Below are 19,933 nucleotides of genomic sequence, written 5' to 3' on the forward strand. Positions count from 1 at the left end.
AACCTCCAAATGTCCAGTGAGCAGGAACTGCAGCGCATGTTCGGCGACGCCATGGCCATGCCCGACAGCGTGGTCAAGATGGCCGCGCTGGACGCGGCGATCCGGCACGCCGACGCGGCCGGCAGCCAGAAGCTGGCGTTCCAGTTCCGGCACCAGGCGATCACGCCGTTCCACTTCGCGGGCGACGACCGGCGCGCGTTTCTGGCGTTCTCGCAGAGCCTGGCCGCGTACGACCGGGACCCGACGATCGCGCCCAACGCCGAGCACTCGATCCTGTGGCAGTTCAAATGGATGGTCAGCGCGCTGACCGAGTTCCCGGAGATCCCGCTGGACCGGACGTATGCGGTGCTTGCCGATATGCAGCAGCGGTACCAGCGTGCCGGCTACAGTCTGCACCCCGTGCACCAGCGGCGGTGCCAACTCGCGCTGCACATCGGCGACTTCGAGCAGGCGGCACGGTCCTATCACGACATGGTCACGGCCAAGCGGGACGGCATGTCCGACTGCGCGGTGTGCGTGCCGTCCGGGCAGACCCGCATCCTGTCGGCGATGGGCCGGTGGGAGGAGGCGCTGGAGGCGGGGCATCCGGCACGCAACGGGCGCTGCGCGCGGCAGCCGCAGTGGGTGCAGGCCTTTCTGCTGCAGCCCTATGTGCGGGCGGGGCGGGTCGATGAGGCGGCCGAGATGTTCCGCGCGTCCTATCGGCGCATGCGCGAGGCGCACACCTACCTGGGCGGCATCGGGCTGCACCTGTCGTTCCTCGCGGCGACGGGCAACGAGGTGCGCGGGCTGGAGTTGATCGAGCGGCACCTGCCGTGGCTGGACGTGTCGCACACGCCAGGTGACCGCATGCACTTCGCGTCGGCTGCGGTCAATGTGCTGCGGCGCTTATCGGACAACGGTTATGGCGCGCAGGAGACGGCGCGAGGGTCCACTGTGGACGAGCTCGCGGCTTCGCTGCGCGCCTATGCGCTGGAGCTCGCCGCGAAGTTCGACGCGCGCAACGGGACCGACCGGCAGGCCCGACTCGCGGAGGAGCGCATGACGGCGCCGCGGCTGGTGGGGGATCGGGTGCGGCTCACGGTGCTTTCGCCCGGTACCAAAAATGGCAAGGAAATGCTCGACGCGGCGCTGGCCATGAAGGACCAGAAGCAGGTGGAGGAGGCGCTGTCGGCGGCCGAGGAGGCCGCCACCGCGCTGGAGCGGGCCGGAGAGAGCGAAGACCTTTGGCGCGCAAGGCTTTTGCTGTGGGAGTTGTACAGCCGGGATTACCGGCACACGGAAGCGGCGCTCGCCGTGCTGGAACTTTTGCTGGGCAACGAAAACCTGCCGGAGCGCGGCAAGCTCGCCGAGCGCGGTGCGCGGATGGCGTGGGGTGAGAAAGCTTTCCCGCGCTGGGTCGTGGCCGCGGACCTCTATCGGGCGGAGGGCGACGGGCTGAGCGAGCTGCGGGCGCTGCGCTGGGCGATCGCGACGGGCGGGTCGGTGGAGCTGCTGGAGCGCGCCGATGCGATCGAGGGCGAGCAGACCGCGCCGTGGCAGGAGGAGCGGGGGCACCTCGACATCGCGGCGGCAGGCCTGTTGCGGCGCCAGGGACGGCCCGAGGCGGCGCTGGCCCGGGTCAGCCAGGCGTCGATCGCGCGCGACGACTGGCTGATCTGCTCCCTGCTGCTGGAGCTCGGCCGGCCGGCCGAGGCGGAGGCGCTGGCCAGGGAAACCGAGCAATACGACATGCTGGTGCCGGCGTTGCGCGCGCTCGGCCGGCACGAGGAGGCCAAGGCCGTGATGGACGAGCAGGACCTGGAGGAGGAAGACCTCCACCAGTGACCCGCGGCTCGAAGATCTCGTCGATCGTCTTCGCGACGAGCGCCGCATCGCCGGTGTTGACCGCCTCCTCCAACCGTCTGAACATCGCTTTGTTGCTTGCTTTCTGCACTGTCGACATTGGATCTCCTGTCATGTCAGCCACCCCACGCCACGAAGACGCTGAGCGCGAGCAGGATCAGCGTCATTACGATTCCCCGGGCTTCGCGCCGGCGGACGTGCACGATGAACCCGCCGGCCATCAGCAACCCCAGACCGATCGCGGCCAGCGGCACCAGGATGGGCGCAATGCCAAGTGCAGCGGGCAGGATCAGGCCCACCGCAGCCAGGATCTCCAGGACTCCGATGGCCTTGATGCTGCCGGTGCTGAAGTCTTCGGCCCATCCCATGCCGGCGGCGGCCAGCTTCTCCTTGAACTGGGCCAGCTTCACGACACCGCTTGCCGCGAAGACCACGGTCAGCAGTCCCGCAACGACCCGGACAGCGATGCTCATGGCTCAGGCTCCGGGGTTCCATCGGTCCAAGGCGGCATAGGCGGGCTGCCACTGGTCCCGGTAGGCCGCGCGCACCGGTTCCGGCAGGAGCGCCAGCATCCTCGCGGCGACCGGCTCGTCCGCGTCGTCGAGCATCCACGGGGTAAGCAAAGACGCGTCGGGACCGATCCGCTTCCCGCTGACCACGCCGAAGTGCTGCCACTGCTCCAGCGTCAGGGTCGCCTCGATCAGTGGCAGTGCCTCGCCCTCCTCGTGCCTCAGGTGTCCGCTCAGCGCATCGACCAGCACACCGGACAGTTCCCCGACGCGTTCCGGCCCGGAGTCACGGTCGGCCAACGCGGCGTCGATCGCCTCGATGAGCGGGTCGATCGCGGCGTGCTCGGCCTCCATCGCATCCAGCAGGGCCAGGTCACCGGGCCGGTCGGCCAGGGCATCGCGCATCGCCGGCCACAGCGCCTCGTCCTCGGCGCTGTGGTGGATGTGCAGGGCCTTCTTGAAGATCCCCCAGCCGACGGCGTTGGCGAGGACGATCCGGGGGTCGTCGCCGGCGTTCGCCGTTATCTTCGCGATGTGCTCCAGTTCGCGCCGCAGCGCGTTGTGCAACGCATACATTGCTGTCATGTCGAGTCTGCCGCTCATGGTTTCTCCCGTGTTCGGTTCGTGTGTTGCTCTCAGGAGTCCGACGACACAGCCCTGCGGAATGTGACGTCGCCGTGCCGGCCTCACATTCGGGCGCCCCATCTCGTCGGAGAAGCATGAGCATCGAGTACGAGATCGTGCGGGAGCGGCGGCAGCTGATCAACCTCGCGTACCGGTTGCTCGGCTCGCTTTCCGAGGCCGAGGATGTCGTGCAGGAGACCTATGCCCGCTGGTACGCCATGTCCCCGCAGCAGCAGGAGGCGATCGAGTCGCCCGGCGCCTGGCTGATGAAGGTCGCCAGCCGCATCTGTCTCGACGTGCTCGGCTCGGCACGGGTCAGGCGGGAACGCTACGTGGGCGAGTGGATCCCGGAGCCGCTGCCCGATGACCCGGCGGATCCGGGTGACCGGGTCACCCTCGACGAGTCGATCAATATGGCCTTCCTCGTGGTGCTGGAGACGATGACTCCCGCCGAACGCGTCGCGTTCATCCTCCACGAGGTCTTCCGCTACTCGTTCGCCGAAGTGGCCGAGATCGTCGGCCGGACTCCGGCGGCATGCCGCCAGCTGGCCACGTCGGCCCGCCGCCGGATTCGCGCGGCGCAGCCTCCAGCGACTCCCACCGCCCGGCAGGCCGGCATCGTCCGGGAGTTCAAGCGGGTGTGGGAAGCGCACGACATCGACGGCCTCATCGGCCTGCTCGACCCGGACGCCACGGTGGTCGCCGACGGCGGCGGCGTGGTCAGTGCGGCGCTGCGCCCGATCGAGGGCCGCGAGCACATCGCGCGCACCTACATGGATATCGCCCGGCTCGCACCCGACCTGACGCTCCTGGAGCGCATGGTCAACGGCCAGCCCGGCCTGGTGGTCCAGCAGGGCGGGGTCACCCTGACGGTGTTCGCGTTCGCCATCGTGAACGATCGGATCAAGCACATCTGGGCCGTCCGCAACCCCGACAAGCTCCACGCCTGGACCGCCCCGCGTTGATCATGAATTAGCGTCCATGTTCGACGGCGTGTTTATCCTAGTGCTAGGATAAAAGGGTGACACCCTCGGAACTCGTCTTGCTGGGCCTGCTCGCCGAGCGCCCGCGGCACGGCTACGAGCTGGAAGAGGTCATAACCGCGCGGGGGATGCGCGAGTGGACCGAGATCGGGTTCAGCTCGATCTATTACGTGCTCGGCAAGCTGCGGGAGCGCGGGCTCGTCAGCGAAACGGCCGCGCCATCGGCCCGCGGCAAACCCCGCAAGGTATATGAGCCGACGCCGGCCGGCCTGCGCGAGCTGGCAAAGGCGGCGGAGGCGGCGGTCGCGCAGCTCCGCCCCGTCTATCCCGCACTGCTCGTGGGGCTGGCCAACGAGCCCTCGATTCCGCGCGCCCGCCTCGTCGCCGCGCTCCAGACCCGCCTGCACGCGATCGACGAGCGCCTCGCGGCCGTGCGTGCGGCGGCAACCGCGCAGCCCGGCGTGCCGGACTTCGTGACCGCCATTTTCGATTACAGCCTGGGCCAGCTGGAGGCGGAAAAACGCTGGCTGGAAAACTATCTGGGAGGCAGGACCGTGCCGGCATATGACGTGAAGAAGGACCTCAAGCCCTTCTACGCGCCGAAAAACACCGATTGGGAGATCGTCGAGGTGTCCCCGATGCGTTACATCGGGATCGACGGCTCCGGCGACCCCAACACCGACAAGTCCTATTCGGACGCTGTCGAGGCGCTCTACACGATCGCATACACCATCAAGTTCGCCCATAAGGACAGGCCGTTCACGGTGGCTCCGCTTGAGGGACTGTGGTGGGCCGACGACCCGTCCACCTTCGTCGCCCGCCAGAAGGCGGCGTGGAAGTGGACGATGCTGATCAGCCAGCCACCGTGGATCACCGACGCCGACATCGAATCGGCCAAGCGGACCGCGCTGGCGAAGAAGAAGCTTCCCGCCATCGAGCGGGTGCGGGTGGTCTCGCTGTCCGAGGGGCCAAGCGCGCAACTGCTGCACATCGGCTCGTACGACGACGAAGGGCCCAAACTGGCCCGGCTGCACGAGGAATTCATGACCCGACACGGGCTCGACTTCAACGGAAGGCATCACGAGATCTACATCAGCGACCCCCGCCGCACCGAACCGGCGAAACTGAAGACCATCCTGCGCCAGCCGGTCAAGCCAAATTGATGGGAACCCATCCGGCCTCCGCCGGGCGCGTCTTGCCAAACGGTTCTCAGGGGGAGGAAACCCAATGCCATTTTTGGGTACCCGGACAACCTCGGCCGCGTTGGCCGCGTCGCTCGGCGCTCCAGCTGGAGGCCGGCAACACGGCATGGTTGGAGCTCGCGCGATGCCAACAAACCGACTGCTCCCGTATATCGTCCAATTTGCTCAGTCAGGCCCGCTCGCACGCGTTCCCGCCGTACAACTCCCAAGCGGAGCGGCTGCAGTCGCGCTCCCGCTGGACCTTCATGGCGCTGAGCCGCAACGGCGACACGCCGGGGCGCAGGCCGGCTGGCGATGTTGGCATCGTGGCCGTCCTGCTCCGTTCCCGCCGAGGTCAGCGCGGTGGAGGATTTGGCCGGGCGGTCCGGGCCTCGCGCCGAGCGGGTCTGGGCCGCATCCGGATGACCTATAGTGGATCTCCGTTTCGCGTGCGAATGGAGGTCTGCGATGAGAAACCGGCGAGTCAATCTGCTCGACATCGGGCTCGACACGTCGTTCGACGCCTCCATGACGTTTGTGCAGTCGACACTGCAGAACATCAACGCGGGCTGGGATGCGCCCATTGTGGACATCGACTTCGTCCGGTCGCGGGACCTCGGCACGGTGCTCGCCGCCTTCACCGCCAAGTGCGACGTGCTGCATGTCATGGCCCACGGGGATCACAGCGAGACACCCACGTTCAGCAGTAGCGACGGGACCACCGTGGTGTCGATGGAGAAGCTCGGCCTGCTCGCCGCCGATCAGGGCAAGGGCATCCGGACCGGCGCCGTGCTCGCTGATGGGTGCAAGACCGGCACGGGCGCGTGGCAGACCGCCGTGCGGGACTGCCTGCACGACAACGTGACCTATATCGGCACCTCGGCGCAGGTGGGCTGGCACGAGGGCACGGTCTTCTGTTCCGCCTTCTATGGCGCGCTGTTTCGCAACAAGGGCAAGGGGATGCCGGCCGCCGAACAGGCCGAGGACGCGGCATATCGGGCCATCCGCGCGTATATGGAGATCACCGGCAAGCCATGTCCGTACAAGGTGAAAATCCTCAAACCAAGCAGCTGGGCACGCCGGGCGTTTTCCTGAACGGGTAGGGGACGACATCGGGTCTTGCCTGGCCGACCGGGTGAGCGGCGGCTACGACAACCCGACACTTCACCAATCGTTCACCCGATAATGAGTCATCAGCGGCCGCACTAGCCTCCGGGGCACGACTGTCTGGAGGCCTGCCAAAATGCGGATATCCCGCCTTGTTGCCCTGTTCGGGTGCGCGATCGTCACCACGGCAGCGTGCTCGGCGCAGCCCGACGACCCGCCGGAGCGCCCCTATCCCGGCGCGTTCATCTACGGTTCCGACGGAAACGTGCAGAACGGATTCGGCGCCCAGTTCAAGGACCACCCCGGCATGCTGCACGGCATGAAGGGCACGGCCCCGGCCGTCCGGCTCGACGCGGGCTTCCGCAATCGCCTGACCGCGATGGACTCGGGCCTCAACGACACGCTGTTCGCGGGCGAGACCTACGACGCGGTCGTCATCGTGAGCATCGCCGCGCAGCTGGCCGGCTCGACCGACCCGAAAGCGATCGCCAAGCAGATCAGCGGGGTGACGGTCGGGGCCAACGTGTGCACCACGGTCGCCGACTGCCTCGCGCACGCGCGGGCCGGGCGCGACCCCGCCTATCGAGGCGCCACGCTGCGGCACGGCTTCACGCCCGCGGGTGAGCCGTCCACGGCCAGCTACGGGATCTATCACTTCGGCTCGGACAACCGGCTCGACGACGGCAAGACGGAGTATCTCAACACGGGCAACGAAAGCGCGGCGACGAACGAGCAGCCGCCGGCCCCGGTCGTGGCCGGCGGGCGCGAACGCGGGCAGCAGCTCGTGCTCGGTGGGCTGCTTCCGGTCGAGGGCGGGCTGTCGTTCGCGTACCCGCCGATGATCGCTGGGGCGAGGCTGGCCCTCAAGGAGGTCAACGAGGCGGGCGGGGTGCTGGGCCAGCCGGTGCAGTGGCGCGACGGCAACGATTTCACCGATCCCGCGAAGGCGCTTGCCACCGTGCAAAAACACAAGTCCGACGGAGTGCACGTCATCATCGGCGCGGGCGCGTCGGGCGTGAGCCTGGCCGTGCTGCCGGAGGTGGTCAAGGCAGGCATGATCCTGTTCTCCTCGTCGAACACCGCCGCCGCACTGAGCACTGTGGACGATGCGGGGCTGTACTTCCGCAGCGCGCCTTCGGACATCCTGCAGGCCCGTGCGCTCGCCGACGTGATGCTGCGCGACGGCCTGCGGCGGATCTGCATCGTCGCGCGGGGCGATGCGTACGGCGAGGGCCTGATGAAGGACGTGCAGAAGGAGCTCGTCGCGGCCGGGGTGTCCGAAGGCGACATCCGGACGTTCAAATATGAGGTGGGCGAGAACGGCATGCTTGCGACGCCCGGCCAGGTCGAAGGCGTGATCGGGCAGATCGCCGATTGGCGGCCGGACGGGGTACTGGTGATCGGGTTCGAAGAGTCGGCCGAGGTGATCAAAGGTATGGCGAAGACCGGCCTCAAGTTCCGCCGCTAGCCGTTGCCTGTCACGTGGTCAACAGCAGCACGACAAATTCCCGCACCGACTGTCGATGCCGCGGATCGCCGCGCGGTGCGGGCTCGGTTGCGCCCGGACCCTCCGCTCGGCGTTCACCCGCAGATATGGCATCACGCCGTCGCATTGTCGAGCGGTCCACCGGCGAAGCGCCGCCCGAGCCCACGGGTGTGAAACCGCGGCCAGGGTGCTCAAAGGTATGGCGAAGACTGGCCTCAAGTCCCGCCGGCAGCCACCCGACGGTCCGGTCAGGAGCCGCCGCATGGCCGTTGACCAGGGAATCGACCGGATGAAACGCTGATCGGGCCGGGTTCGCTGGCCGCGCGTGGACATGGATCGCCTCTGGCCGGGCCGATTCCGACCCCTCGCCCGCGGGCCCGGCGCAACCTCACCCCGTGATCAGTTGGCGTGTAGACATCGGCCATGCGGACGCCGGCGCGAGTCGCCGGCGTCCGCATGATCCCTAGCGTCGGGTCGGCGCGCCCTCGACGAGGTCCACCCGGATCGTCTGCGACGGGTGGCCCGCCGCGGTGCGCAGTTCCGCGACGGTGTCGAGGCCCTGCATGAACACGGTGGCGTCGTCCATGACGGGCAGCTGGATGTTTCCTTGCGCGTCAACGGTTCCAAACATGTCACCGTTGCGGCTGATGGAGTACATGTCCGGCGCGTACGCGTGGCGGCCCTGCCGATCCAGGGAAACCACCACCCGTTCCAGGGCACGCAGGCCGTTCATCGCGGCGGTCGCGTCGGCGCCGCGGTCGATGATGACCGCGAACGTGACCGTGCGCTGCCCGGCGACCTTCCCCCAGGCCTCCTCGACGGCGAGCGTGACCTGCACCGTGCGCCACAGCGCGTCGGGCGCGTTGAAGTCGACCTGGGTCGACTTCGGCGCGTCATCGGGATGGGCGAATCCCCGTCCGGCACGCACGTCGGTGATCCGTCCAATCACTACTCCGCTGCCGCGCGGTGCGGCCGGTGCCCCGTTGACGCTGAAACTCTGCGAGGGAAGCATCTCGGCGAACGACGTCTCGACCCACACCGCGTCGGTCGCGTGGCTGCGAGATCGTAGATGGTCGATGAGATAGTGGGAGTCGGCGTGCGCGGAGGCTTGGCGCGCCTCCCAGGCGGCGAGCCCCAGCACGGACAGCAGTCCCGCCGCCACCAGCCCGCCCGCGACGAACTTTTTGCGATTCAAGGCATCTCCCCAGATCAGTAGTTGTCGTTGAGGTGGTCGCGGTCGTGCGTGGAATACGCGAGCGCCGGTTTGGGATAGCCCTGCTGCATGCACGAGGTGCTCGATGTCCTGTGCGCGAGCCCGAGGGTGTGTCCGAGTTCGTGGCAGGCCAAGCCCCGCCGGTTGGCCGTCGTCGTGCCGGCCGTGAAGTTGATGTTGTATCGGACCGTGTGCCGCTCACACTCGTTGGCGGAGTTGTCGTCGTCGCAGGAGGCGAGGCCGACGACGCCACTGTTGCCGGGCGTCATCCAGTCGTGGCCGCAATAGTCGTCGTAACGCTGGTCGCGGACCACCACATCGGTGAGGTCGTCCAAAGTGGAATCGTAGACCGTGTTGACGGCGGTCGGGTTCAGGATGTTCGCACGGGCCCAGGTCGTGGCATTCTCGTTGTGCTCGGCCAGATCCACGTAATGAAAGGTGTGCGTGGCGTTGTCGGCCTCGTTCAGACCCCCGTCGCAGCCGGTGCTTCCCGTCGCGCCCGAGTAGTTGTCGGCGTGTGCCGGCCAGGCCGGTGACAATGCGGTGCAGGCGAGAGCAGCGGTCATGACCACCGCCAGCCGTCTGGGTGCGGGTATGAATTTCATGCAGCCATCATGATCGCGTGGATATGCGCCGGGCATGCAGATGAATTGAATCTCCTGGTCAACGCGCCTTTGGCGGACCCTAGTCGTGCTGCTGCGGGGCCGGGATGGGCTTGCCGGTGTCGGCCCAGACGTTGCCCGAGTTCTGTGCGAGCACGGTCTTGGTGCTGATGAGGATCGGGCAGTTGAAGAAGGACTTGCGGCCGAACCGGTTGCCGATGACACGATTGCCGGTCAGGGGCCGGCCGTCACGGTGGGCGAAGTTGAGCGTGCAGCCGCCGCCGTCGAGCCAGTTGTCCTCGACGAGCGAGTCGCTGGCCGAGGTCTGCCAGGCGGCGTTGGCCCGCTTGTCTGACGACAGGTCAATATTGTTGTGCCGCAACGTGATCCCGCTGTCGCCCTCGAAGGACTGCACCCCGTCGTTGTGCGTCGGGCCGCCGCCCTGGTTGGGGTCGGAGGCGAACCACTTCATGTCGTGGATGTAGGAGTCCTGAATGAGCACATTGGACTCCGCCTTCACCCCATCGACCACACCGTGGATGTTGACCCTATACATCTTCGTGTTGCGCGCCCACACGCCGTCGATGCCCGCCGACGGGCTCGCGGCGACGAACTCGGAGTCCTCGACCACCGTGTTGGTGCTCTTGCGCGTGTCCAGCAGGGACGCGTTGTTGGACGTGGCCCGCCCGCGGAAGACGCATTTGCGGAACGTCACGTTGGCCGCCGTCACCTTGACGAACCCGCGGAACTCCTTGCCGGTGATGACCTGCCCGGGCGTGGAGAACGTCTGGTCGCCCGTCACGACGGTCAGCTCCGTGCCGGCCGGCACGCCCGTGTTGTCGGCCATGGGTTTGCCGCCGCGCGGCCGCGCGGGCGACGAGGGAGAAGGCGATGGGGCGGGCGCCTGGGTCGCGGAAAGCAGCGTAGGCTCGGGCGAAGCGCTTGCCGAGGGGGAGGGCAGGACGAGGGTGGGCTCCGGCGAGGAGGAGCACCCCGCCACGGCGAGGGACAGGGCGAGCACCATCACCACCGAGCGCACCCGGCCACGCTAGCATGCGTGCATGCCGACCCGTTACGTCATCGTCGGAGGCGGGATCGTCGGGCTGGCGACCGCGCACCGGCTCATGCTGGACCGACCCGACGCCGACATCACGGTGCTGGAGAAGGAAAACGCGGTCGGCCTGCACCAGACCGGGCACAATTCGGGCGTGATTCACGCGGGCGTCTACTACAAACCGGGGAGCTTGAAGGCGCTGCTGTGCAAGGCCGGAAGCCGTTCCATGGTCGATTTTTGCACCGAGCACGGCATCCCGGTCACCGTGTGCGGCAAGCTCATCGTGGCCACCGATGAGAGCGAGATGGCGCGCCTGCGCGCGCTGCATGAGCGGTCGGTGGCCAACGGCCTGCAGGTCAAGCTGCTCGACGGTGCCGCGGCGAAGGAGTTCGAGCCGCATGTGTCGGCCGTGGCCGCGATGCATGTGGCCACCACCGGCATCACCGACTTCGCCCAGGTGTGCCGCGTCCTGGCCGACCTGCTCGGCAAGGGCGGGGCGCAGGTGCGGCTGGGCACGCGCGTGACCGGCATCCGGCCCGACCGCGTGCTCACCAACCACGGCGACATCCCGGTCGATGTGCTGGTCAACTGCGCCGGCCTGCACGCCGACCGGGTGGCCCGCCTGGCCGGCGCCGACCCGCGGGTGCGGATAGTCCCGTTCCGAGGCGAATATTATGAGCTGCGGCCCGATCGGCGAGATCTGGTGAAGGGATTGATTTATCCGGTACCCGATCCGCAGTTCCCGTTCCTCGGAGTGCACTTCACCACCATGGTCGACGGCAACGTGCACGCCGGCCCCAACGCTGTGCTGGCCTTCAAGCGGGAGGGCTACGGGTGGGGCAAGGTGAGCGTGCGCGACCTCGCAGACTCGGTCGGGTACCGCGGAATGTGGAATCTTGCACGCAAGCACTGGCGCCACGGACTCGATGAGGTGCGCAGATCCTTGTCCCGCAAGCGGTTCGCGGCGAGCCTCGCCCGGCTCGTGCCGGAGGTGACGCCCGCCGACCTGACCCCTTCGGGCGCGGGCGTGCGCGCCCAGGCCATCCGGCCCGACGGCGCGCTCGTGGACGACTTCCTCATCGTGCGGCGGGAGCGGCAGGTGCACGTGCTCAACGCGCCGTCGCCCGCCGCGACCAGCTCGCTGGAAATCGCCCGTCATATCGTGGGACAGTTGCCGACCGTCGCCGAATAAGGACCGAACGGCCGATGCGCTAAATGTCCGTTGTGGACGTTTCGTCACCAGCTGTACGTCACACGGTCCGGAAGATGACAACACTGCGGCCTGATCTCGTGATTTCCTTTCTCCCAATCAAAGGCATTGGGAGGAATTATGGTGCGGCGCCGTTCCTTGCGCGCGCTGTTGGTCGGGGCGCTGGTCGCAGGCGCCATCGGGCCGCTGCACGCGGCCTCGCCCGCGGCGGCGATCACGCTGCCCGCAGGGTTCCAGGAGCAGATCGTGTACTCCGGGCTGACCCAGCCGACGAACATCGAGTTCGCCTCCGACGGGCGCGTGTTCGTGGCCGAAAAGGGCGGGCGTATCAAGGTTTTCGACGGCCTGGCCGACACCACGCCCACGGTCTTCGCCGACCTGTCCACCAACGTGCACAACCAATGGGACCGCGGCCTGCTGGGCCTCGCGCTCGCGCCGAACTTCCCGACCGACCCGTATGTGTATGTGCTCTACACCTATGACGCGCCGCCCGGCCGGACCGCGCCGGTGTGGAACGACGTCTGCACCAACGCCAACGACGGCCGGTGCGTGGTGACCGGGCGGCTGTCCCGCCTGCGGGCCAACGGCAACGTGATGACCGGCAGCGAGCAGGTGCTGCTGCACGACTGGTGCCAGCAGTTCCCGAGCCACTCCATCGGCGACATCGCGTTCGGCGCCGACGGCATGCTCTATGTCACGGCCGGCGACGGCGCGAGCTTCAACGTCGTGGACTACGGAAACCTGCCGGCCGGGGCGCCCACCAACCCGTGCAGCGACCCGGCCAATGAAGGCGGTGCGCTGCGCTCGCAGGACGTGCGCACCCTCGCCGACGAGACCCAGCTCGACGGCACGCTGCTGCGGCTGGACCCGGCCACGGGCGCCGCGGCGCCGGGCAATCCGCTGATCGGGTCGGCCGACCTCGACGCGCGGCGCATCGTCGCCACCGGCCTGCGCAACCCGTTCCGGCTCACCATGCGGCCCGGCACCAACGAGGCGTGGATCGCCGACACCGGCTGGACGACGTGGGAGGAGATCGACCGCGTGGTCAACCCGACCGCGGGCGTCACCAACTTCGGCTGGCCCTGCTATGAGGGCCCCAACCGGCAGTCCGGTTACGACAGCGCCAACCTGCCGGTTTGTGAAAACCTCTATGCGGAGGGTACGAGCGCGCACGCGCAGCCGTTCGTCGCGTGGCACCATTCGAACAGATTGGTGCCCAACGAGACCTGCCCGACGGGCAGCTCGTCCTCGACGGGTGTCGCGTTCTATCCCACCAGCGGTGGGCCGTACCCGGCCACATACAACGGGGCCATGTTCTTCGCCGACTACTCGCGCAAGTGCATCTGGGCGGCCCTGCCCACGACCCCCGGCGGCCTGCCCAGCGCATCCAACATCATCACGTTCGGGTCGAGCTCGGCGAACCCGGTCGACCTGGAGGTCGGCCCTGGAGGCGAGCTGTACTACGCGGACCTGGGCGGCACCGTGCGGCGGGTGCGGTATTCGCCGGGCAACCAGACGCCGGAGGCGGTCATCGAGGCCACGCCGACCCAGGGCCCGGCCCCGCTGACCGTTTCGTTCCATGCCAACGGGTCGACCGACCCGGACCCGGCGGACGCGGGCAAGCTCACGTACGCCTGGGACTTCACCAACGACGGGACGACCGACGCGACCACGGCAACGGCTTCGTTCACCTACACGGGTGTGGGCAACTACACGGCGAAGCTCACGGTCACGGACACGCTCGGGGCCACCGACACGGCAACGGTCGCGATCACGCCCGGCAACGAGGCTCCGACCGCCACCATCAACTCGCCGGTCACCGGTACCACATGGAAAGTCGGCGACACGATCGCCTTCTCCGGCAGCGCAACCGATCCGCAGCAGGGCAACCTGGCCGCCTCGGCACTGACCTGGCATCTGCGCATGCAGCACTGCGACACGGGCGGCAGCTGTCACACGCACTTCCTGCAGGACTGGACGGGCGTGGCGAGCGGATCGTTCATCGCACCCGACCACGAGTATCCGTCCTATTTGGAGCTTGAGCTGGTGGCGACCGACCAGGGTGGGCTGAGCCACTCGGTGGTGCGCCGGCTCGACCCGAAGACCGTGGCGCTGACGTTCGCCAGCAACCCGAGCGGTCTGCAGCTCGCGGTCGGCTCGACCGCGGCCGCGACCCCGTTCACCCGCACGGTCATCCAGGGCTCGACCAACTCGGTCTCGGCGCCGTCGCCGCAGACGCTGAGCGGGACCGGCTACGCGTTCGGGACCTGGTCGGACGGCGGCGCGCAGAACCACGTCATCACCGCGCCGACCACGGCAACGACCTACACCGCTTCGTTCAACACGGCCGTGCAGGAGACGTTCGGCAACACGCAGGTGGGCAGCCTGACCGACAGCGGCGACATGAACTTCATGAACGGGTCGCGATTCGTCACCGGGCCCAACGCGCTGACCATCACGTCGATGTCGGTGTATATCCGATCGGTCCAGGCCGCGCCGAACGACCAGTTCCAGCTCGCGATCTACAGTGATGCGAGCGGGTCGCCGGCCAACCGGGTCGCCTCAAGCACGAGCGGGGCGCTGACGGCCAACTCGTGGAACAGCCGGCCGGTCTCGGCCACGCTCGCGCCCAACACGGCGTACTGGCTGATGTATAACACCAACGGCGACAACAACATGGCATATGCGACGGGTGCGGCCGGGCAGGGCGCGTGGAGCGCGGGCTCGCAACCATTCGGCACGTGGCCCGCCGCGTTCGGCGGCTCATACAAGACGAGCTATCTTTTCTCGATCTATGCCTCAGCCGGTACCGACACCAACCCACCGGTCGTCACGTCGACAGTGCCGGCATCGGGTGCGACCGGCGTGCCGGTCACCACGCCCGTCACCATCCAGTTCAGCGAGCCGATGACCGCGTCCACCATCACGGCCGGCAACATCGAGCTGCGCAACGGTGCGACACTGGTCAACTCGACCGTGGCCTACGACGTGGCCAACAACCGGGCCACCCTGACACCGGCGGCGGCGCTCGCGCCGACCACGACCTACGGGGTCACGGTCAAGGGCGGCACCAACGGCGTGGCCGATGTGGCGGGCAACCGCATGGCGGCAAACCACGCGTTCTCGTTCACCACGGGCACCGTCTCAAGTGGACAGATTCTTGGCTACAACCAGATCGGGACGCAGCTGGACTCCGGCGACATGAACTACATGAACGGCTCGCGGTTCGTCACGGGCGCAAACTCCATGACAGTCTCCGAAGCGTTCGTGTACATGAAGTCCGTACAGGCCGCGCCGAACAACCAGTTCCAGATCGCCATCTATACCGATTCGGGTGGCTCGCCCGGCACACTGGTCGCCTCCACCGCGAGCGCACCACTGACCGCCAACTCCTGGAACAGCGCACCGGTCGCGGCCACGCTCGCGCCGAACACGGCGTACTGGCTGATGTACAACACCAACGGCGACAACAATCTCAGCTATGACACGGCGACCACCGGGTCGGGCGCCTGGAGCACGACCGGCCGCACGTTCGGCACGTGGCCAAGCACCTTCGGCCCGGCCACGCTGAGCAACTTCAAGATGTCCATCTACGTCAGGTAGCGGCACCTGCCGTCAAGCAGCGCCGCGCGGGCCTGTCCCGCGCGGCGCTGCTCATTGCCCGGCCGGCACGACAGCCCGCAGACCAGGTCGTCTATGGACATGTACCGCGGAAGTTGTAGATGGAATTCAAACCCTTGCTGTACTCATGAATCGGCCGATCTCGGTAATGTCCGGGCGTGGCACTCCAGGATGAACTTGAGCCGATCCTTAGCAAGATCTGGTCCGAGGCCCAGGTGGCGTGGGACAAGTCCCTCAGCCACATCCCGGCCGAAGACCAGGCGCGAGACGCCGCGACATATCAGAAGGCCGCCAAGGAGTTCTACGGCACGGTCGAGGATCTGATAACCCGCTTCCGCAGATACTACGTTTTCGATGGACACGACTTCCAGGTGAACGTCGACCAGCTGGCCGATTCCAGCGGGGGCGGCGGACCGGCCGCCCGGCCACACGGCGGGACGGTGGACGGGTGCATCTTCTCCGCCAAGGAGAACTTCATGAAGCCCGTCGCCGACATGATTGACCAGGACGAGTGGATCGGACCGGCCGCCAAGACGTTCGAGTCGAACTTCCTCAAGAAGTTCGACACCGCTTCGCTGTGGCAAAGGCAGTATGCCAGGGAGCTCGCCATCGCCGCGGCCGCATTCCAGGTGGCCTCCAGCCGATCCAGGCGGGCAATCAAGTTCGTCGCGGAAAGCTGCCTGAGCGCGCTGAGCGGCGGCCGGCCGATGTATCAAGGCGAGTTGGGCTTCGCCGATACCTCCAAGGATCTGCCGGGCAAGAGCGCCGCAGAGGCGGTGGGGATCATTGCCGGCGTGATCGGCCTCTTCGCGACCGGCCCGGTCGGGCTCGCCCTAGGTGGGGTCGGGTTGGCCAGCGGCCTCTGGGGTGTGTCGAAAACCGGTAGCACGGAGCCTTACCTCCAGGTGGACCACACCGGGTCGCCGCAGGGCGTCGTAAGGAACACGGAGACCGCCATCAAGAACCTGGAGGAGTGGATCGCTGACCAGGATGAGGCGCTTTCCAAGGGGTTGAACGAAGATCTCGGCGCCTACGACTCCTTCGGCAGCCCGAATCTGAAGGTGCCGGCCCCAGGCATCGGCGCGGGCACATACAGGCAGCTCGACTTCTACGAGCGCCCCGGTGGGGAGAACCAGACCGTCATCTCGGTGGTCAAACTCGGCCGGGCGGGAGCCTATAACCTGCCGGATGCCGCCGCGCAATACGAGCAGGCGGCAAGCAACGTGGGAAGGTGCGAGGTCCCCGGCAGCCTGAGCCAGTTTTTCCCGCGGTCGGTCGGGCCCTTCAACACCGCCGTCGACCGGCTCGGTGACATCCTGCGCGACGTCGGTGAAAGCCTCAGACGAGCGGGCGACGTCATGCTGACCGCGGCGCGCAACTACGAGGCAACAGACGCGGACAGGGCGGAGATCATCCGGCAGATCGAGGTGGTCCCGTCACACCGCACCATCGCACCCACGAAGTGATCGCCGGACTTGCGCGAAGGCTGCGCATGACGCGACCAAAATGACCAAAACAATCGTTGGCTACACAAGCGTGACTTGGCTCACGGGGCCGGGCATGTTTCGGAAATGCTTCGACGGATTTTCATCGGTGTTATTCCCGCGGTGCTCCTGGCCGCCGCGGGTTGTGCTGAACAGTCGGTCGGTGGGGACACCGCATCGACCGGGCAGGCCATCGCCTACCCAACAAAGACTGTAAATATCATGGCGCCCGCAGGCGCCGGCGGCGGCTGGGACACCACGGCCCGGTCGCTGCAAAAGGCCCTGCAGGACGCGAACCTCCTCAATGGACAGTCGGCCGAGGTGCGCAACGTGACCGGCGCGGCCGGCACGATCGGCCTGGCCGAGCTGGTGAGCAGCCACGCCAAAAACCCGCACCAGCTGATGGTGACGGGGTTGGTGATGGTCGGCGGCGTCGTGACCAACAAGACGCCGGTGAGCCTGGCCGACACCACGCCGATCGCCACGCTGACCGCCGAGTCAGAGGTCATCGTTGTGCGCAGCGACTCCAAATACACCAGCCTCAAGCAGCTCGTCGATGACGTGAAGGCCAACCCGGCTTCGGTCAAGTGGGGCGGTGGCTCGGCGGGCGGCACCGACCAGATTCTGGTGGGGCTGCTGGCCAAGGCGGCGGGCGCGGACGCGAAGGCGGTCGCCAAGCAGTACGTGGCCTATTCGGGCGGCGGTGAGACCAAGGCCGGCCTGCTGTCGGGCGATGTGAGCGTGGCCGTGTCCGGCACGAGCGAGTTCGCCGACCTCATCAAGGCCGGAACCGTTCGCGCCCTCGCGGTTTCCAGCGCCAAGGCCGAGGATGGCGTGCCGTCCATCAAGGAGAGTGGGTACGACCTCGAGCTCATGAACTGGCGGGGGATCGTTGCCCCGCCCGGGATTACCGACGCCGAGCGCGCGGCGGTCATCGCTCTGCTGGACAAGCTGCACGCCTCGCCGGCGTGGCAGCAGACGCTCAAAGACAAGAAGTGGCAAGACTTCTACAAGTCGGGCGACGCCGCGAAGTCCTATTTCGACAGCGAGAGCACGCGCATCAAGGGTGTGCTGACCGAGATCGGGCTGGGGTAGTGGGCGTTCGCATCGCCGGTGCGGTCGTGCTCGCTGTCGGCATTGGACTGTTCGTCCAGGCGCTGACGGGGGCCAACGGGAGCGGGGCGAGCTACGCCCCGCTCCTGATCACGGGGATGTGGGTGGTCGTGGCGACGCTCTATCTGGTCAAGCACAGCGGGCCGCTGCAGGTGCGGTGGCGCACGCCACTGCTCCTGCTCGGTGTGCTTGTCGCGTATGCGGTGGTGCTCAAGTACACGGTCGTGGGCTATGTGCTGGCGACGTTCGTTTTCTTCGTGGTTGCGGCGCGCCTGATGAGCACGAAGCCACATTGGATACGTGACCTGTCGGTCGCGATCGGACTTTCGCTGGGGATCTATCTCGTGTTCACCAAGCTGCTCGGGATCTCGCTGCCCGCCGGGGTGTTGCCGATATGAGTGATCTGCTTGGCGGGTTCGCCGACGTGCTCACCGTGCAAAATCTGTTGTACGCGGCGATCGGTGTCACCATCGGCACGCTGGTGGGAGTGCTGCCGGGCATCGGGCCGGCGCTCACCATCGCGTTGCTGCTGCCGGTCGCCCTGAAACTGGACGATCCCACCGGCACCCTCATCATGTTCGCCGGGATCTACGCCGGCGGGATGTATGGCGGCTCCACCACCTCCATCCTGCTCAACACGCCCGGAGAGTCGGCGTCGGTGGCCACGTCGATCGAGGGCTATCAGATGGCGTTGCGCGGCCGGGCGCGGGCGGCCTTGGCGACGGCGGCGATCGGGTCGTTCGTGGCGGGCACGCTTTCCACGATCCTGCTGACGTTCGTGGCCAACCCGATGGCCAAACTGGCGGTCACGTTCCGCGCGTCGGACTACTTCGCGCTCTCGGTGCTCGCGATGGTTGCGGTCACGGCGCTGGTCGGGTCGTCGCTCATCCGCGGGCTCATGTCGCTGACGTTCGGGCTCTTCCTCGGGCTCATCGGGATCGACTCGCTCACCGGGCAGGCCCGGTTCACCTTCGGTGTGCCGTCGCTTTTGGACGGCGTGGACATCGTGGTCGTCATTGTCGGCCTGTTCGCGATCGGTGAGACGCTTTATATCGCCTCGCGCCTGCGTGAGCTGCCCTCGCAGGTGGCGCCGCTGTCCAAGCAGGGCATGACGAGAGATGACTGGCGGCGCTCGTGGAAGCCGTGGCTGCGCGGCACGGCGCTCGGGTTCCCGTTCGGCGCGCTGCCCTCGGGCGGAGCCGAACTCCCGACGTTCCTGTCCTATCTGAACGAGAAGCGGTTGTCCAAGCGCAAGGAGGAGTGGGGCAAGGGCGCCATCGAGGGTGTGGCTGGGCCGGAGGCCGCCAACAATGCGTCCTTCTCGGGTGTGCTCGTGCCGCTGCTGACGCTCGGCATCCCGACCTCGGCCACGGCCGCCGTGATGCTGGCCGCGTTTAACTATTTCGACCTGTCGCCCGGCCCGCAGCTGTTCGAGAAGTCTTCGGCGTTGGTGTGGGCGCTCATCGCGTCGTTGTTCATCGGCAACATCATGCTGCTCACGCTGAACCTGCCGATGATCCGGGTATGGGTGAAGGTGCTGCAGATCCCGCGGCCCGTGCTTTATTCGGGCATCCTGGTGTTCGCTACCTTGGGTGTGTATGCGGTGTCGGGCAACATCATCGATGTCCTCATCGCGTACGCCATCGGCATTATCGCCATGTTCATGCGGCATCTGGAGTTTCCGGTCGCGCCCGTCATCCTCGGTGTGATCCTGGGCCCGATGATGGAGACCCAGTTCCGCCGGGCCATGCTGCTGGCCGACAACGACCTGTCCGTCTTCGTGACCCGCCCGCTGACCCTGACCCTGCTGCTGCTCGCGGTCGCGGCGATCGGCCTGCCGCACCTGCCCAAGCTGTTCAAGCGCAACCGGTTGGCGTTGGGGGAGGACGACTGAGCGGCTA

At 67.3% G+C, this 19,933-nt stretch carries 17 protein-coding genes; 11 read left to right on the top strand and 6 right to left on the bottom strand.

The window, feature by feature from the left end; genetic code table 11:
- Positions 1-9 precede the first annotated feature (9 nt).
- A complete protein-coding gene (locus tag DM816_RS00560) occupies positions 10-1,827 on the top strand; it encodes a hypothetical protein (RefSeq protein ID WP_117208030.1) in 1,818 nt (605 codons plus the stop codon).
- 134 nt (positions 1,828-1,961) lie between these two features.
- Here DM816_RS00560 and DM816_RS00565 read toward each other — a convergent pair whose 3' ends face one another.
- Positions 1,962-2,318 (bottom strand): DoxX family protein, encoded by a 357-nt coding sequence (locus tag DM816_RS00565; protein WP_117208031.1) that lies wholly within the window; start codon positions 2,316-2,318, stop codon positions 1,962-1,964.
- Positions 2,319-2,321: 3 nt separating this feature from the next.
- Positions 2,322-2,957: a hemerythrin domain-containing protein gene (locus DM816_RS00570; protein ID WP_117208032.1), complete on the bottom strand. Its 636-nt coding sequence runs from the start codon at positions 2,955-2,957 to the stop codon at positions 2,322-2,324.
- Between the two features lie 116 nt (positions 2,958-3,073).
- Here DM816_RS00570 and sigJ point away from each other — a divergent pair, with 116 nt between their 5' ends.
- Together sigJ and DM816_RS00580 are read left to right on the top strand one after the other, a co-directional pair.
- Positions 3,074-3,943: an RNA polymerase sigma factor SigJ gene (sigJ, locus tag DM816_RS00575; protein WP_117208033.1), complete on the top strand. Its 870-nt coding sequence runs from the start codon at positions 3,074-3,076 to the stop codon at positions 3,941-3,943.
- Positions 3,944-3,999: 56 nt separating this feature from the next.
- Complete coding sequence (locus DM816_RS00580) at positions 4,000-5,124, top strand: GyrI-like domain-containing protein (protein WP_117208034.1); 1,125 nt, start codon at positions 4,000-4,002, stop codon at positions 5,122-5,124.
- A gap of 208 nt (positions 5,125-5,332) precedes the next feature.
- Here the strand turns inward: DM816_RS00580 and DM816_RS45105 are convergent, their stop codons facing one another.
- Positions 5,333-5,467: a hypothetical protein gene (locus DM816_RS45105; RefSeq protein WP_281274279.1), complete on the bottom strand. Its 135-nt coding sequence runs from the start codon at positions 5,465-5,467 to the stop codon at positions 5,333-5,335.
- Between the two features lie 143 nt (positions 5,468-5,610).
- Here DM816_RS45105 and DM816_RS00585 point away from each other — a divergent pair, with 143 nt between their 5' ends.
- Entirely contained in the window at positions 5,611-6,237 is a 627-nt protein-coding gene (locus DM816_RS00585) for a hypothetical protein (protein ID WP_117208035.1), read from the top strand.
- A gap of 148 nt (positions 6,238-6,385) precedes the next feature.
- A complete protein-coding gene (locus tag DM816_RS00590; RefSeq protein WP_117208036.1) occupies positions 6,386-7,717 on the top strand; it encodes an ABC transporter substrate-binding protein in 1,332 nt (443 codons plus the stop codon).
- A 481-nt stretch (positions 7,718-8,198) separates the two neighbouring features.
- Here the strand turns inward: DM816_RS00590 and DM816_RS00595 are convergent, their stop codons facing one another.
- The 3 genes from DM816_RS00595 to DM816_RS00605 all read right to left on the bottom strand — a co-directional run bounded on the left by DM816_RS00595 (position 8,199) and on the right by DM816_RS00605 (position 10,589).
- Positions 8,199-8,930 (bottom strand): hypothetical protein, encoded by a 732-nt coding sequence (locus DM816_RS00595; protein ID WP_117208037.1) that lies wholly within the window; start codon positions 8,928-8,930, stop codon positions 8,199-8,201.
- Positions 8,931-8,944: 14 nt separating this feature from the next.
- Positions 8,945-9,553, bottom strand: coding sequence for a matrixin family metalloprotease (locus DM816_RS00600; RefSeq protein ID WP_162906962.1), 609 nt, complete (start codon positions 9,551-9,553; stop codon positions 8,945-8,947).
- Positions 9,554-9,632: 79 nt separating this feature from the next.
- Positions 9,633-10,589, bottom strand: a complete 957-nt coding sequence (locus DM816_RS00605) for a hypothetical protein (protein ID WP_162906963.1) — start codon at positions 10,587-10,589, stop codon at positions 9,633-9,635.
- Positions 10,590-10,611: 22 nt separating this feature from the next.
- Here DM816_RS00605 and lhgO point away from each other — a divergent pair, with 22 nt between their 5' ends.
- From lhgO to DM816_RS00640, 6 genes are all read left to right on the top strand, one after another.
- Positions 10,612-11,796, top strand: a complete 1,185-nt coding sequence (lhgO, locus tag DM816_RS00615; protein WP_117208041.1) for an L-2-hydroxyglutarate oxidase — start codon at positions 10,612-10,614, stop codon at positions 11,794-11,796.
- A 138-nt stretch (positions 11,797-11,934) separates the two neighbouring features.
- Entirely contained in the window at positions 11,935-15,417 is a 3,483-nt protein-coding gene (locus tag DM816_RS00620) for a PQQ-dependent sugar dehydrogenase (RefSeq protein ID WP_117208042.1), read from the top strand.
- 176 nt (positions 15,418-15,593) lie between these two features.
- Positions 15,594-16,901, top strand: coding sequence for a hypothetical protein (locus tag DM816_RS00625; RefSeq protein ID WP_117208043.1), 1,308 nt, complete (start codon positions 15,594-15,596; stop codon positions 16,899-16,901).
- 240 nt (positions 16,902-17,141) lie between these two features.
- The gene (locus DM816_RS00630; RefSeq protein ID WP_246001384.1) at positions 17,142-18,014 is read left to right on the top strand and encodes a Bug family tripartite tricarboxylate transporter substrate binding protein; all 873 of its coding nucleotides are present in this window, start codon (positions 17,142-17,144) and stop codon (positions 18,012-18,014) included.
- The gene (locus DM816_RS00635; protein WP_162906964.1) at positions 18,014-18,430 is read left to right on the top strand and encodes a tripartite tricarboxylate transporter TctB family protein; all 417 of its coding nucleotides are present in this window, start codon (positions 18,014-18,016) and stop codon (positions 18,428-18,430) included. The genes DM816_RS00630 and DM816_RS00635 overlap by 1 nt, the downstream gene beginning before the upstream one ends.
- Positions 18,427-19,926 carry a tripartite tricarboxylate transporter permease gene (locus tag DM816_RS00640; protein ID WP_117208045.1) on the top strand — a complete coding sequence of 500 codons (1,500 nt, stop codon included), beginning with the start codon at positions 18,427-18,429 and terminating at the stop codon, positions 19,924-19,926. Before DM816_RS00635 ends, DM816_RS00640 begins: the two co-directional genes overlap by 4 nt.
- Positions 19,927-19,933: the final 7 nt, after the last annotated feature.

It is taken from the genome of Allorhizocola rhizosphaerae (genome assembly GCF_003426775.1).
Classification (GTDB): domain Bacteria; phylum Actinomycetota; class Actinomycetes; order Mycobacteriales; family Micromonosporaceae; genus Allorhizocola; species Allorhizocola rhizosphaerae.